This window comes from Agarivorans sp. D1326, from assembly GCF_056958115.1.
Genome location: NZ_JBTWEN010000001.1, coordinates 642,015 through 655,508, shown reverse-complemented (window position 1 = coordinate 655,508; position 13,494 = coordinate 642,015). Strand labels below are relative to the sequence as shown.

General features: G+C 43.4%; 11 protein-coding genes and 1 tRNA gene. 9 read left to right on the top strand and 3 right to left on the bottom strand.

Annotated elements, in window-relative coordinates:
* Nucleotides 1–8: 8 nt before the first annotated feature.
* Complete coding sequence (gene ubiU / locus ACYFDN_RS02945; RefSeq protein ID WP_483509947.1) at nt 9–1,007, bottom strand: ubiquinone anaerobic biosynthesis protein UbiU; 999 nt, start codon at nt 1,005–1,007, stop codon at nt 9–11.
* A 128-nt stretch (nt 1,008–1,135) separates the two neighbouring features.
* Here ubiU and ubiT point away from each other — a divergent pair, with 128 nt between their 5' ends.
* From ubiT to ACYFDN_RS02930, 3 genes are all read left to right on the top strand, one after another.
* Nucleotides 1,136–1,636, top strand: a complete 501-nt coding sequence (gene ubiT, locus ACYFDN_RS02940; RefSeq protein ID WP_483509946.1) for a ubiquinone anaerobic biosynthesis accessory factor UbiT — start codon at nt 1,136–1,138, stop codon at nt 1,634–1,636.
* A gap of 122 nt (nt 1,637–1,758) precedes the next feature.
* On the top strand, nt 1,759–2,928 hold the full coding sequence (locus tag ACYFDN_RS02935) for a sugar ABC transporter substrate-binding protein (RefSeq protein ID WP_338625242.1): 1,170 nt from the start codon (nt 1,759–1,761) through the stop codon (nt 2,926–2,928).
* Between the two features lie 59 nt (nt 2,929–2,987).
* Nucleotides 2,988–4,844: a sensor histidine kinase gene (locus ACYFDN_RS02930; RefSeq protein ID WP_483509945.1), complete on the top strand. Its 1,857-nt coding sequence runs from the start codon at nt 2,988–2,990 to the stop codon at nt 4,842–4,844.
* On the opposite strand, the gene ACYFDN_RS02925 is transcribed toward ACYFDN_RS02930, so the two are convergent.
* Nucleotides 4,841–5,233 carry a hypothetical protein gene (locus ACYFDN_RS02925; protein ID WP_472591373.1) on the bottom strand — a complete coding sequence of 131 codons (393 nt, stop codon included), beginning with the start codon at nt 5,231–5,233 and terminating at the stop codon, nt 4,841–4,843. The genes ACYFDN_RS02930 and ACYFDN_RS02925 overlap by 4 nt on opposite strands.
* A gap of 49 nt (nt 5,234–5,282) precedes the next feature.
* Nucleotides 5,283–5,831, bottom strand: a complete 549-nt coding sequence (locus tag ACYFDN_RS02920; RefSeq protein WP_483509944.1) for a L,D-transpeptidase family protein — start codon at nt 5,829–5,831, stop codon at nt 5,283–5,285.
* Between the two features lie 287 nt (nt 5,832–6,118).
* Here ACYFDN_RS02920 and ACYFDN_RS02915 point away from each other — a divergent pair, with 287 nt between their 5' ends.
* The 6 genes from ACYFDN_RS02915 (at nt 6,119) to ACYFDN_RS02890 (ending at nt 13,472) form a co-directional block, all read left to right on the top strand.
* Nucleotides 6,119–6,838 carry a substrate-binding periplasmic protein gene (locus ACYFDN_RS02915; RefSeq protein ID WP_472591372.1) on the top strand — a complete coding sequence of 240 codons (720 nt, stop codon included), beginning with the start codon at nt 6,119–6,121 and terminating at the stop codon, nt 6,836–6,838.
* Nucleotides 6,839–6,999: 161 nt separating this feature from the next.
* Nucleotides 7,000–8,004: a TAXI family TRAP transporter solute-binding subunit gene (locus ACYFDN_RS02910; protein WP_338625252.1), complete on the top strand. Its 1,005-nt coding sequence runs from the start codon at nt 7,000–7,002 to the stop codon at nt 8,002–8,004.
* Nucleotides 8,005–8,062: 58 nt separating this feature from the next.
* Nucleotides 8,063–10,144, top strand: coding sequence for a TRAP transporter permease (locus ACYFDN_RS02905; RefSeq protein WP_483509943.1), 2,082 nt, complete (start codon nt 8,063–8,065; stop codon nt 10,142–10,144).
* 157 nt (nt 10,145–10,301) lie between these two features.
* Entirely contained in the window at nt 10,302–11,291 is a 990-nt protein-coding gene (locus ACYFDN_RS02900) for a Gfo/Idh/MocA family protein (protein WP_483509942.1), read from the top strand.
* A 183-nt stretch (nt 11,292–11,474) separates the two neighbouring features.
* A tRNA-Ser gene (locus tag ACYFDN_RS02895) sits at nt 11,475–11,565 on the top strand.
* A 497-nt stretch (nt 11,566–12,062) separates the two neighbouring features.
* On the top strand, nt 12,063–13,472 hold the full coding sequence (locus tag ACYFDN_RS02890; protein ID WP_016402157.1) for an undecaprenyl-phosphate glucose phosphotransferase: 1,410 nt from the start codon (nt 12,063–12,065) through the stop codon (nt 13,470–13,472).
* Nucleotides 13,473–13,494 lie beyond the last annotated feature (22 nt).

The window sequence follows — 13,494 nt, the reverse complement described above, 5'->3', positions numbered from 1 at the left end:
ACCTATAGTTATTGCCAAGCTTTGTGATAAGCACCCAATGTAGTTTGGCTACCTTCTGACAATTTAGCGAGTTGGCTCATCCATTGTTGTTTGGCGGCGTACTGTTCGGGTTGCGCTTGGTAGCTATCGATTGCTTCGCGCCATACTTGGGTGACTTGAGCTACGTAGGCTGGGCTGCGTTGGCGACCTTCAATTTTTACCGCAGAAATGTTGGCGGCAAATAACTCGGGCAGCAATTCAAGGGTATTTAAACTAGTAGGTTCTTCGAGCGCGTGGTAGCGCTGCCCATCAACATCAAAACGGCCTTTACATAGGGTCGGGTAACCGGCTGTTTCATTTGGCCCATAGCGGTCGATAAGTATATCGTTTAAACGAGATTCCAAGCCTTGTTCGGTTTCTTGCCAGCGAACAAATGAGGCGGGCGAACAAGCACCTACGGTGTTGGGGGATTCGCCGGTGAGATAAGACGATAAGTAGCAGCGCCCCTCAGCCATTACACATAGGCTACCAAAGGCAAATACTTCTAGTTCCATATCTGGGCAAGCACGTGATAATTGTTTAACTTGATGAATAGAGAGAACACGCGGTAATACCACTCGCTTAACGTTAAAGTTTCGCTGATAAAATGCGATTGCCGAAGCATTGGTGGCAGAAGCCTGAACCGATAAATGAACGGTTAAATTTGGGTAGGTGTTTTTGGCGTACTCTAACAAAGCAATATCAGCCAAAATAACCACATCGGCACCAATTTCTACTGCTCTATCAATGGCCGAGTACCACAAATGATGCTGCTCTGGGTGAGCAAAGGTATTAATTGCAATGTGTAGCTGACGTTGGTGTTGCTTTAAATAATCTACTGCTTTATCGAGCTTTTTCCCATCAAAATTGAGACCAGCAAAATGGCGGGCATTAGTGGCATCTTTAAAGCCAATATAGATAGCATCGGCACCATGATCCACCGCCGCCTTAACTGCAGGCAAGGAGCCAGCAGGGCAAAGTAATTCCATATTTCCCTCAACGCGAGATTTTTTGTCATTCTACTGGGCTTAGTTAGATGGGATATTGACTCAGCGCAGCTTTGCACTAGGGAAAACTGCGTAAACTGAGCCACTTATCAGCTTTGTTTGTTAATTTTATGAGGTCTTTAGTGCTTACTCGCTTAAAACAATCTTTAGTCAAAGACATGCCGCGTTTGTTAAGTTTACCAGTTAAATTGTGTCCCTTTGCGCTGCAAGGCAAAGCCATGGAAAAAGCACTGGCATTAAGTTTTGCTGAAGCGATCGAAGAGGGTGATTTAGACTTTTTAGAACAGCGTTGGTTAAAACTTAACGTGAGTGATTTAGCCGCAAGCTGGTATATCACTTTTGATGAAGAGCGATTAAAAGTGCAAGCTAATGCTCCGCAAGTTGATGTAAGTTTTTCTGGCGAGCTCAATGACTTTGTGCTGATGATGGGACGTCAAGAAGATCCCGATACACTGTTTTTTCAGCGCCGCTTAAAAATTGAAGGTGACACTGAGCTGGGTTTAGAGTTAAAAAACCTCTTGGATAACCTTGATATTGATGATCTACCAAGCTGGATGAGTGAGCCGCTAAAGCACGGTGCGGCTATGGTATCTGAATATCGTGTAGCGTAGACCTTATTTTTAAAAATTCAATGGCTTAAATGCATGCCATCTCCCGAATACTAAACGCGTTTTCAGCGCAACTTAGTTCTTTTGAACTACACTGAAGACAGGGTGGATGAGAAGGGGGTTGCATGCGAGTTGTGCTGCTGTTGCTAGCAATAGTGTGGGGAAGCGCTAGCGCCGAGCAATTGAGCTTTCTTTATTACAGAGAGCAAGGCAAAGCTATTTTTCAAGAGCTGCTGGATGAGTTTTCAGCGCAAAGCCAGCATCAAGTTAGTCTTTATCAGATCACTTCTGAAAGCTTAAAACCGGCACTGATTAAATCGGTGTTGCAAGGTACTGCTGCCGATGTTGCTTTTGCTCCTTCCGATATCATTGGCATTGCAGAGCAAGCTAAGCTGTCGGCCGTCCCTCGTGAATTTATCGAAGCCAATACACCTGATACCCTGTTACTTACAGCCACAATCGATGAGCAATTGCATGGGATCCCGATTTTGCAGGGCAACCACCTGATGCTTTTTTACAATCGCAGTTTGGTTGAGAAGCCCGCCAATTCTTGGCAAGAGTTGTTAGAGCAGAAAAAACATCTAGATGAACAAGGCATTGCCACCATCGGTTGGAATTACTCCGAGATGTATTGGTTCGCTGGGTTCTACAATACTTTTGGTGGCCGAATGACGCGTGGAAAGCAAGTAACGCTTGATGAGCCCCCTATGGAAGACGCGCTTAATTTTTATAAGAGCTTAGCTAAACGCAGTTTAGTGAGCGCCGAATGTACCTACGACTGTGGTTACAAAGATTTTATCGAAGGTAAGGTTGCGTACGCCATTAATGGCGAGTGGGCAGTGGCTGACTTTGAGCACCACTTAGGAGATGATTTAGGCATTGCTTTAATCCCGAACATTGGCAATAGCGCTTTTAAGCCACTTTCTTCTAGTCTGGTATTGGTTTTTCCTGATAAAAGCTTGAGTTCTAACAAAGCCGCTGCGCTGAAAGAACTGAGTGAGTTTTTACAAAGTGAAAAAGTGCAAAAGCGTTTATACCAAGAGGCTCGATTCCTGCCAGTAAACGCCGACTTAATTAATCAAATAAAACAGCAATCAAACCCCAATCAGGCTGCGATGTTAGCGCAGTTAGAGCAAGCGGTTCCTATGTCGGCAGAGGCAGCGCAAGCCAGTGCTTGGCTTGGCCTGCGTAAAGGCTTTGAGTTATTTAGTAAAGGCGTGCTGGATGCTGCTAAAGCTAGAGAGTATATGCAGCAATTTGCTGAAAGAGATTATAGGCAGACTCAAAAGCAATGATGATAAAAGCCAATCAGCTGAGAACAACATTAGCGCTTAGTATTCTGTTAGGGGCTTTATTGCCCAGTATACTCATTGGTTCTTTTCTTCTTAAGCAAATTTCAGAACAAGATCAACAAGCTGTTACGCAAACTTTGTATCTAAAAGCCAACAATATCGCGCAAAATATCCAGTACCAAGTAAGGCAGTTGCTACTGGATTTACAAAGCCTAGCCCAAGTTAATGATGTAGTGCTTACACCAACTTCAGCCATTTTTGGCTTCCACTCTAACCAACTTATTAGTGAGGTACTTCAGCAAAACAGCTGGGCCTCCGCGATTTATATTGTTGACTTAGAAGGACAAATTATTGAAGGCGCGCCTTTGCAGGCTGAGATATTGGACTTGCGGGTGCATTACGCAGCGATTCAACGTTTAAATCAACAAGTAAAAGCTGGCAGCAAAGAAGCATTAATCGAAGTTTATCAAGATTCTGAGTTCGCTCAGCTAGTGACTGGTATAGATGATATCGATAGCGATTCGGGTCTGCTATTTATGCAGCCACTGTTGCAGAAAAATCTAAACGCCATTCAAGATAGCCAGCAAGTTGGCGCGTTAGTTGTGTTTGTACCTATGCAGTCGATTTGGCGCGAAGCGGCTTCACGAATTTCTCAGCAAGGCTCCTTAGAGTTATTTCATTCACAGCGCTTACTGTTTAAAGGCTCTAAGGGAGAGCCACCTAAAAGACGATTTTACATAGATGTTGATTTGGATTTAAGCCAAATGGCAGAGCCTCTTTCGCTATCGTTGAGTGCACAAAGCCGCTCGCTTTGGGGGCTGCTGGTGGAGCGCCAATCAAATGTGGTAATTGTGTTGTTGGTTGTGTTTGTATTGGTGGCCGTTATTGCTTTAGCGATGACGCGCAGAATTATTGAGCCCTTAGAGCATTTAAGCCGCTTGGTAAGCAATTACTCGAAGGGGCGCTACGATACTAAGGTTCCCTCGCTGGCCTATGATGAGTTTAATCAGGTTGGGGGCTTGCTTAAAAGCATGGCGGCAAAAGTTATCAGCGATCAGGAGCAGTTAGAGCAACGGGTAGCAGAGCGAACCCAAGAGTTAGAGCAGGCTAATCATACATTGCAGCATACTTTAGCGAAATTGAACGATACCCAGCTAGAGCTTGTTGAAAAAGAAAAAATGGCCGCATTAGGTGGCTTAGTTGCGGGCATGGCTCATGAACTTAATACGCCTTTAGGTGTGGGCATTACAGCAGCATCTCAGTTAATCAGCAACTATCAGAGCATAGGGCAGCAACTTAAAGATGGCTCCTTAGCACGTTCAGAGCTGGAATCTATGCTGGATCAAGGTATTGAAGGAGGGAAGTTACTTGAGAGTAGCTTACAGCGCTCAGCGGCCCTAGTGAACACCTTTAAAGCCTTAGCGGGCAGTGATATAGATTCAAGCCTGCAACGACTTAACTTGAAAACCTGGCTTGAGCAGCAGTTGCAGATGTTCTTGCAGCCCTTTACCGATTTACATGTTCAACTAAGTGTTTCTGGCAGTAATCCAAGTATGCTGGTGAATCAACGGGCGCTAGAGCTGGTGTTGTCTTGTCTTATTGATAACTCCATTCAACATGGTTTTGCTAGTCATGCTTATCCACATGTGAAGGTGGATATTGATGCTAACCAAGAAATGGTAGAAATTAACTATCAAGATAATGGCAGCGGAGTATCTAACGAAGATATAAACCTTATTTTCAATCCTTTTTATACCACCGGCCGCAGTTCTGGAAATGTGGGTTTAGGCCTAAACCAAGTATACAACTTGGTTCATCAACACTTGCTAGGTAGCGTAGAAACCTTTAATGCTGAACCTCAAGGTTTGGGTTTTACTATTCGCTTACCGCGCGAGTATGGCCAACATCACGCTGCTTAGCCTTTCTTAGGCCAAGTAACAATGCGTCCATTATCAAAAATGCTGCCAGATTGAGCCACCCTCAGAGAGACAAAAATGTTATCTAAGGCAATATGGCTATGTTGATGGATTACCTTAGCTAAAACACTAACAAGTTGTTGTTGGCGCTTATCGCTATGTACATCGGGGATAAACAGCTCAACCATGAGTGGCGGCTGATTAGCTTGTTGCTGGTGGTGAACTTGTTGGTTTACAAAGTAGTGGCCCGGCTGAATGTAATTCCATTCTATGCTTATATGCTCTAGTTGAATCTTGGCTTGTTGAGCAAAAGCATTGGCCAGCTTATCTAGTAGGCTAGGCATATCAATGGCGTTGGGTAAGGCTAAGGAGCGAATATGCACGATTGGCATTTACAGCTTCTCCCACTTGGTTGTTATTACTTTCCTCTAGCCTAACGCATTACTTAAATTGTTCAAATTGTTGTTGAATTTGTTGATATAGCTCGGCGGTCCACTCTGGAAGATGATCTGGTACCGGGAAGAGCGGTAATAGTCTTGGGTCATGCGGGGCAATAACAACCTGGCTGTTGCCCGGTCCAATGCGTTCAACCAATACAAACAAATCTTCTATAGATTGATCCCCCATAGCTAAACAGCCAACCGAGGATGTTTTACCGTGAATAAATATATTGGAACCGGGTTGATGACGTTGCTCTTTTTTGGCCATGGCTAAATCAAAGCTATTGGGATAGTTCAGCTTCATTGACAAATGGAATTTACTGTTAGGGTTTAAGCCTTCAATTTCATAGATACCTTCTGGAACCTGTAAATCACCTTCACGTAATTTGGGGCCCGCGGTTCCGCTTGCATGGCGTATCCAATAGGTATGAATGTACTTATATCCCTCCCCAGAATCGGCCCATAACTCTAATCTGCGTGAGCGCTTGCTGGCCAATAAGGTGATTTTTTGTGGTGGGTAATCCACTTTTGCAGCTACAAATAGCGGCAATAGTCGCTTTAGACTATCGTTATGGTAAGTGTTAATTACTTGTTTAATCGACCGTTTACTCGCTGGTAGTGAAGACGACTCAGACCAATTGCTGGCAAACAGTGAAAAGCTGCAGCAAGCCATAAGCGCCGCGCAGCACAGTCGATAAAAACGCAAAAGTTAATACTCTATCGATTAAGTGAGAGAGAAGTGTACTTGTAGTTGCTGATGAGCGCCATAGTTGACGCTTTAATGTGAATGAAAGCAGAGATACATACTCAATCTTTATCTCAAGAGGAGGACCTTATTTGCTAGGTTTTAAACTTGTTGTATTCACCGTTAGCCTGCTTTGTTGTAGTCAACTTAGCGCTCGCACGCTTGAGCAATTAGACTATTACAGTGAAGAATTTTTCCCTTATAACTATGTTGAAGACGGACAAGCGGCGGGCTTTTCTGTTGAATTACTGGCACTTATATTTGCCCAGCTAAATAGTCCTGCGCCAAAGGTGAAAATTGTTCCTTGGACGCGTGGTTACGCCACCTTACAACAACAAGCCTATACCGTTTTATTTTCAACAATTAAAACTGAGCCGCGCAAAAATAAGTTTGAATGGGCGTGCCCGATCAACGTGAGTCGAGGAAAGTTTTATGGTTTAAGTGATAGCAAGCTTGAGATCAGGTCTTTAAAGGATGCTGAGAACTTAAAAATTGCGATTATGAAGGGACAAGCCATTGACGGTTTTTTAACTAAATCTGATTTTGCCGCTGAGCTGGTGCCGGTGAAGAGTGTTGAGCAAGCTTTTAAATTGTTAGCGCTGCGAAGGGTGGATTTGATGGCCTTAACTGAACAAAGCTTGGAAGGGCATCAGTCTAGCTTTAAACCTTTATACACTCTGTTTGAAAATGATTACTGCTTTGCTTTCAATCGCTCAATTAGCCAGCAACAATTAACCAGGTTTCAACATGCACTTGCGCAGGTAAGAGAATCCGAAGCTTTTCAACAGCTCTATCAAAAATACTTCTATTAAGCCTTAAGGTTGCAACTTTAGTCTTACTAGGCTTGTTAATAACTTGTTAATGCTTGCAACTGTGTCTAGGATGAAAATTCAATAAAATCATTATGATTGTCTAATTAGCTATTTGTTTGGCTCTAGCACTAGCAGGGCTGTTTACTAAGGAGAGTAACATCATGCGTCATTGGTTATGCAAGGTTGCGCTAATCACTAGTGCTTTATCTTTTTCAGTACAGGCCGACACGGGGACAAACTACCTTTTGGCTACCGCCAGTACTGGCGGAACTTACTATCCGGTTGGTGTTGCGCTGGCAACGTTAACTAAGGTGAAAATTCAGCCAAAACACAAGGTGAGTGTGTCTGCGATAAACTCAGCTGGTTCGGGCGAAAATATTAAATTGCTACGCGATAAAGAAGCTCAATTTGCCATTCTTCAAGGTTTATATGGTTCTTATGCGGTGAATGGCAGTGGCCCCTTAGAGAAAGAAGGTAAGCAAACTCATTTACGTTCAATCACCATGTTGTGGCAAAACGTAGAGCAGTTTGTGGTTAAAAATGAGCATGCTAAAAATGGTGATCTAAGTGACTTAATGGCCTTAGCGGGTAAAAAAGTCGCTTTAGGTAAAAAGAACTCTGGCACCATTGGTTCTAACCGCTTTTTGTTAGGTAACTTAGGCGTAGATATTGATAAACAAATGGAGCTGTTTTCTGCTGGTTATGGTCCTTCTGCAGAAGCGCTACAAAATGGGCAAGTAGAAGCCATTAATACTCCTGCCGGCGCACCAACAGGGGCAGTAACCAAACTGTTTGCCGCAGCGGCAAAGGATGTGAGCCCATTAGATGTAACCGATGAGCAAATGGAAAAAGCTAATGGTGGCTTAGGTCTGTGGACGCGTTATGTTATTCCAGCGGGTACTTATCCAAATCTTGATAAAGATTGGAACACCATGGCGCAGCCTAACTTTTTGGCTGTGCATGCAGATGTAGACGAGGAATTTGTCTATTTGCTTACCAAAACCATTTATGAAAACTTAGGCTTTTTACAAGCTATTCATAAAGCGACCAATGCCATGGCCTTAGATAAGGCATTAGCGGGTTTACCTGCTCCATTGCATCCCGGTGCTGCACGTTACTACCGTGAAGCAGGTTTAAACATTCCCGATAACTTAGTTGCACAATAGTTTTTTTACCTAGGCCTTCGGGTCTAGGTCTCCTTTATTCTCCTCAGGATTCATCACTATGCAATGGAATGCCGTACCTGACAGTATTCGCCAAGAAATTGAAGATACTCGTGCTATACCTCTTATATACGTTTTAGGCATTGTTATTAGTTTGGCGCATGTCTACTTCAATATTTTTGCGGATATTGCCGTGCTACAGCAAAACATTCTTCATTTTGCTGGTTTTATTTTGTTGTGTGGCTTATTAAAACCATTCAGTTCGCAACGCCATTTGGCCATTCTGGACAAATTGTGGGTGCTGGCTATTGCCTTCTCGGCGATATATCTACTGTTCGCGGAAGACCTCATTTATGAACGAGGTGTGCGCTTAGCCCCTTTAGACTGGTTATGTGGCTCGTTGGTGATTTTGGGGGCAATTGATATGACTCGCCGCGCCACTGGCTGGGTGATTCCTATTTTGATTGTAACAGCCATCTCCTATCTCGCCTGGTGGGGAAATTTTGTGCCGGGGGTCTTTCAGTTTAAGGGGCTGAGCTTAGAGACACTGCTGTTTAGAAGCATTTATGGCGATGATGCTATTTTTGGCAATATCGCACGAATTTCTGCAAGTTTTGTCTTCATGTTTATCCTGTTCGGCGCTTTTTTGCTGCGCTCTGGCGCGGGTGATTTTGTTATTCATTTGTCTAAAAGCATTGCTAGCCGCTTGGTTGGTGGGCCAGGAATAGTGGCCATTATTGCATCTGGACTTACTGGCACTATTTCTGGAAGCGCTGTTGCCAACACTGCGTCTACTGGCGTTGTGACTATTCCCTTGATGAAAAACGCTGGCTTTAGCCCGCGGTTTGCAGCTGCGGTAGAAGCATCGGCTTCTACTGGTGGGCAAATTGTGCCGCCAATAATGGGGGCAGGGGCTTTTGTCATGGCTAGTTACACACAAATTCCTTATAGCACCATTGTGATGGTGAGTATTCTTCCGGCCATTTTGTATTTTGCATCGCTAGTTTTTTATGTGAGAACTGAATCTTACAAAGCGGGGTTAACCCGAACTATGGAACAAGCTCCTCCTTTGCTACCGATGGTGATGCGTGAGGGATTGTCGTTTATTGTGCCGGTTACCTTGTTGATTGTATTGCTGGTAATGGGCTATACACCGACTTACGCAGCTGTTATTGCAATTATCGCGGTGATTGTGAGCTCATGGTTTACCCCAAACAAAATGGGGCTAACGGCAATTGCTGATGCCTTCGCGCTCGGTTCGCGCAATATGGTGGTAACCGCAGTACTGTTATGTTCAGTAGGTTTGATAGTTAATGTGATTGCCACTGCTGGTATCGGCAATACTTTTTCCTTGATGATTACCGAATGGTCTGGTGGGAGTTTGCTCGTGGCGCTGCTGCTGGTTGCTGTAGCATCTTTAGTGCTAGGCATGGGGCTGCCAGTAACCGCTTCTTATATTGTGTTGGCTACTTTGTCTGCTCCAGCGTTATTACAATTAATGGCTAATGTAGAGCTAGTGAACGCTTTAAGCTCTGGTGCTCTGAGTGCAGATGTGCAAGCTATTCTAATGTTGGTTGGGGTTAGTCCAGAGCAAGGTGCGATGAGTGTTGCCCAAGCCCAAGCATTAATAAACGATATGCCTGATGAAATGATGGCCTTACTGCGGCCAATGCTACTTGATGAAAATCAGTTATCTATGTTGCTATTAGCTGCACATTTAGTCATTTTCTGGCTCTCTCAAGACAGTAACGTTACCCCGCCAGTTTGTTTGTGTACCTTTACTGCTGCTGCGATCGCTAAATCTCCTCCAATGGCAACGGGCTTTACCTCATGGAAGATTGCCAAAGGCCTGTACATCATCCCGATATTGTTTGCTTATACGCCGCTTGCTCAAGGAGACTGGCTGGCTGCTTTTCAGGTGTTTATTTTTGCTTTACCGGGTTTATATGCTTTTACTTTGGTTATGCAGGGGTGGCAAAAATGCCAGCTTAAGCATTGGGAGCGGGCAGCCCTAGCGGCAATAGCACTTGTATTGTTAAGCCCCGTGCCCATGGCTTGGCAGATTGCGGCCTTAGTTAGCTTATTGGCAGCGGTGTTTTATATTGGGCATAGCGGTAAGAAAGCCAGTGAGTTAGCTTTGTGATTTTTAGTTGTACATTATGAATAATTTCATTGTTATCAACGATGTTTAGAGCCAGTTCACAGTTTGAAATGGAAGTGAATTGTCTCTGAATATCTCACTAGAATGTCCTTTCAATCTGGTTACTATGAATCAATTGATAACGCCTTAGAGAAATAAAATGACAGAACAGTTTAATTGGGGAGTCATTGCTCCTGGTCGTATTGCGCGTAACTTTGCTGAAGCCTTAGCGGTTATTCCTCAAGCTACTTTATATGCTGTAGCTAGCTCTAATCTGCAACGTGCGCAGGACTTTGTTGATGAGTTTGATGGCCAAATAGCGCTAGATGATTATCAACAGTTAGCAAACGATCCCAAGGTTGATGCTATCTATATTGCCAACCCTCATCGGTTTCATTTCGACAGTATTAAAATGTGCCTAGAAGCAGGCAAGCCAGTGTTGTGTGAAAAACCTCTCACTGTAAACGCGGCGCAAACTAAAGATCTAGTCGCCTTAGCAAAGGCCAATAATGTGTTCTTAATGGAAGCATTATGGACGCGCTTTCAGCCTGCGTGGCAACAGGTAAAATCTTGGCTTGTTCAGCAAAAAATTGGTGAGATTAAACTCATCAGTTCCAGTTTTGGTTTTAACATCCCACGTGATGAAGATGATCGTTTGCTTAACCGCGAGTTAGCCGGTGGTAGCCTATTAGACATGGGAGTGTATAACGTATCTATGTCTCAGTTTGTTACCCAAAGCAAACCTAAAAAAATTGTAGCTGATGGCCTTGTTGGTTGCACCGGTGTAGACGAGCGCAGCAGTGTGATTATGAATTATGGCCATTGCGCTAGCCAATTTACCTGTAACTTTTTGGCTAATACAGAAAACAGCTTCACCATTTTTGGTTCAAATGGGCATATCCGCGTACCGAGTATGTTCTGGGTTGGGACTCAAGCTTGTCTGAGTGTACATGGCGAGCCAGATATAGTTGAAGACTTTCCATTTCGTGCATCGGGCTTTGAGTACCAAATAGAAGAAGTGATGAGTTGTGTTGCTGCCGGTAAATTACAAAGTGAAGTGATGAGCTGGCAAGAGAGTATTGAAACCATGCAGATTATGGATGAAATTCGCTCTCAAATCGGTGTGAGTTACCCTTTTTTAGGTGAGTAAAGTTATTGGTTTTTTGCTGTAGAAAGGGCTACTAGTGCGTAATCACTTTCCTCAAATCTTATAGATTTGGACAATTTATCATCTTGCCTTAAAAAAGTTGTGGATAATTGTCTGATTTGCGAGCGGTTAAACTTAATGGGTCTTTACATTCGAAAATCATAAACGTAATATTCACACCGCTGCGGAGGGGTGGCAGAGTGGTCGAATGCACCGGTCTTGAAAACCGGCAAGGGTTAATAGCCCTTCGAGAGTTCAAATCTCTCCTCCTCCGCCATTTTTTTAAAGCCACGCTTAGCGTGGCTTTTTTCGTTTTATATCCTAGTCAATATTCAAAACTTAAGTTGCTGATATTAATAACTAAAATGTCAATTTCTTAAGCTTCCTCCGTTGTTTTTCTGTTTCTCATCTTAGATCTTTTTATTGAAACGCCAGCGTAATACAAATGAAATTGGTTCTACTTAAGCTCAGTTTTTGCTAAAAATCTGTCAACTTTTCAGCTGAAAAATAGTTGAGTTTGTTCATTGTTTTGTGTTGACAAACACTATTCAGCTACTTATAAATGAGTAATGTTTTTTCTTGTTTTGAGGCTTGTATCACCTTTAATTTATATTACCAATTAAATTTTGTGATATTTGTCAGGTTAGTTTTTTGTTTATGAAGAATCAAAATTAAGAGCGGTAAACGCCAAATTTTGGTTTAGTAACCACCCGTAAGATACAGAGATATACAAGCAATACATGGAATTTTTAAGCTTGATACTAGGGGTGTGCAATGGATATGCAGAAACAAAATGGCGTAGTTCGTTCTAACGAATTTGAACTCGCTGTTGTCTACCGAATTTCAGATGTATTTATCATTATTGCCGTTTTAGCTGGCTTGTCTTGGCTTAAAAATGGTTCCTTCGATTTGGCCTTTCAGCTAATGGGTGTTGGCCTCTCAGCCATCTACTTGGTTGTAGCGGAATCCTTCAACTTATACCGTTCGTGGCGGGTTTCTTCTCTCAAGGAACAAGCCATGGTTAACCTATGGGTTTGGATTATCAGCATTGCCTTGTTGTTCGCGGTTAACTATTTCCTTAAAATCTCGGCTACATACTCGCGAGTGGTGGTGGGTTCATGGGTAGTGGCCACGCCAATGTTACTGATAGCTTGGCGCCTAGTATTTCGTGAGAGTTTAGCGGTGATGCGTCGCTTTGGTTATAACACTCGCCGCGCAGCCATAATCGGGGTGTCGCAAAACGGTGTGCAACTCAAGGAAACCTTTGAAAATTCAGAAGAGCTAGGTATTCAATTTGTTGGCTTTTTTGATGATAGGGATGTTTCTCGTTTAGAAAGTAGTGGCTATACAGGGCCTGTAGCTAAGGTTGATACCGCGCTGGAAATGGCTAAACGTGGTGAAGTCGACCACGTGTATATTGCGTTGCCTATGCATGCCAAAGACCGCATTACTGGTTATTTACAACAACTATCAGATACCACTACAACCACCTTTATCGTGCCAGATTTCTTTACCTACAACTTGCTGCATTCACGATGGAGTTCGCTGGGGGATATTCAAACCGTAAGTGTATTTGATAGCCCATTCCGTGGCGGCAGTATGTTGGTGAAACGCATTCAAGATATTGTATTGGCGTCGATCATCATCATGTTGATTAGTCCGATTTTGTTGGCGGTGGCTATTGGTGTTAAGCGCTCATCTCCTGGCCCCATCTTGTTTAAGCAAGATCGCTATGGCCTAGACGGTAAGAAAATCCGTGTTTGGAAGTTTCGCTCAATGAGCACCCAAGATAATGGTGCTGTTGTGAAGCAAGCAACTAAAAATGATCCCCGAGTCACCAAGTTTGGTGCTTTTATTCGCCGTACTTCTTTAGATGAACTACCTCAATTCTTCAATGTGTTGATGGGCAGCATGTCTATTGTTGGGCCGCGTCCTCATGCGGTATCTCACAACGAAGAATATCGTCAAATCGTTAACCGTTACATGCTGCGTCATAAAGTGAAGCCTGGTATTACCGGCTGGGCGCAAATCAATGGTTACCGTGGTGAAACCGACACCTTAGAAAAAATGGAAAAGCGGGTGCAATACGATCTTGAGTACATTCGTGTGTGGACGCTTTGGATGGATATCAAAATTGTATTCCTCACTATCTTTAAAGGATTTGTAGGTAAAACTGCCTACTAAATAAAGCTGTTCAAGGAGTTGT

Excerpts from the sequence above, each read along its gene's own strand:
- ubiU (WP_483509947.1), bottom strand. The coding sequence starts at position 1,007 with ATGGAATTACTTTGCCCTGCTGGCTCCTTGCCTGCAGTTAAGGCGGCG.
- ubiT (WP_483509946.1), top strand. The coding sequence starts at position 1,136 with ATGAGGTCTTTAGTGCTTACTCGCTTAAAACAATCTTTAGTCAAAGAC.
- ACYFDN_RS02935 (WP_338625242.1), top strand. The coding sequence starts at position 1,759 with ATGCGAGTTGTGCTGCTGTTGCTAGCAATAGTGTGGGGAAGCGCTAGC.
- ACYFDN_RS02925 (WP_472591373.1), bottom strand. The coding sequence starts at position 5,233 with ATGCCAATCGTGCATATTCGCTCCTTAGCCTTACCCAACGCCATTGAT.
- ACYFDN_RS02910 (WP_338625252.1), top strand. The coding sequence starts at position 7,000 with ATGCGTCATTGGTTATGCAAGGTTGCGCTAATCACTAGTGCTTTATCT.
- ACYFDN_RS02905 (WP_483509943.1), top strand. The coding sequence starts at position 8,063 with ATGCAATGGAATGCCGTACCTGACAGTATTCGCCAAGAAATTGAAGAT.
- ACYFDN_RS02900 (WP_483509942.1), top strand. The coding sequence starts at position 10,302 with ATGACAGAACAGTTTAATTGGGGAGTCATTGCTCCTGGTCGTATTGCG.
- ACYFDN_RS02890 (WP_016402157.1), top strand. The coding sequence starts at position 12,063 with ATGGATATGCAGAAACAAAATGGCGTAGTTCGTTCTAACGAATTTGAA.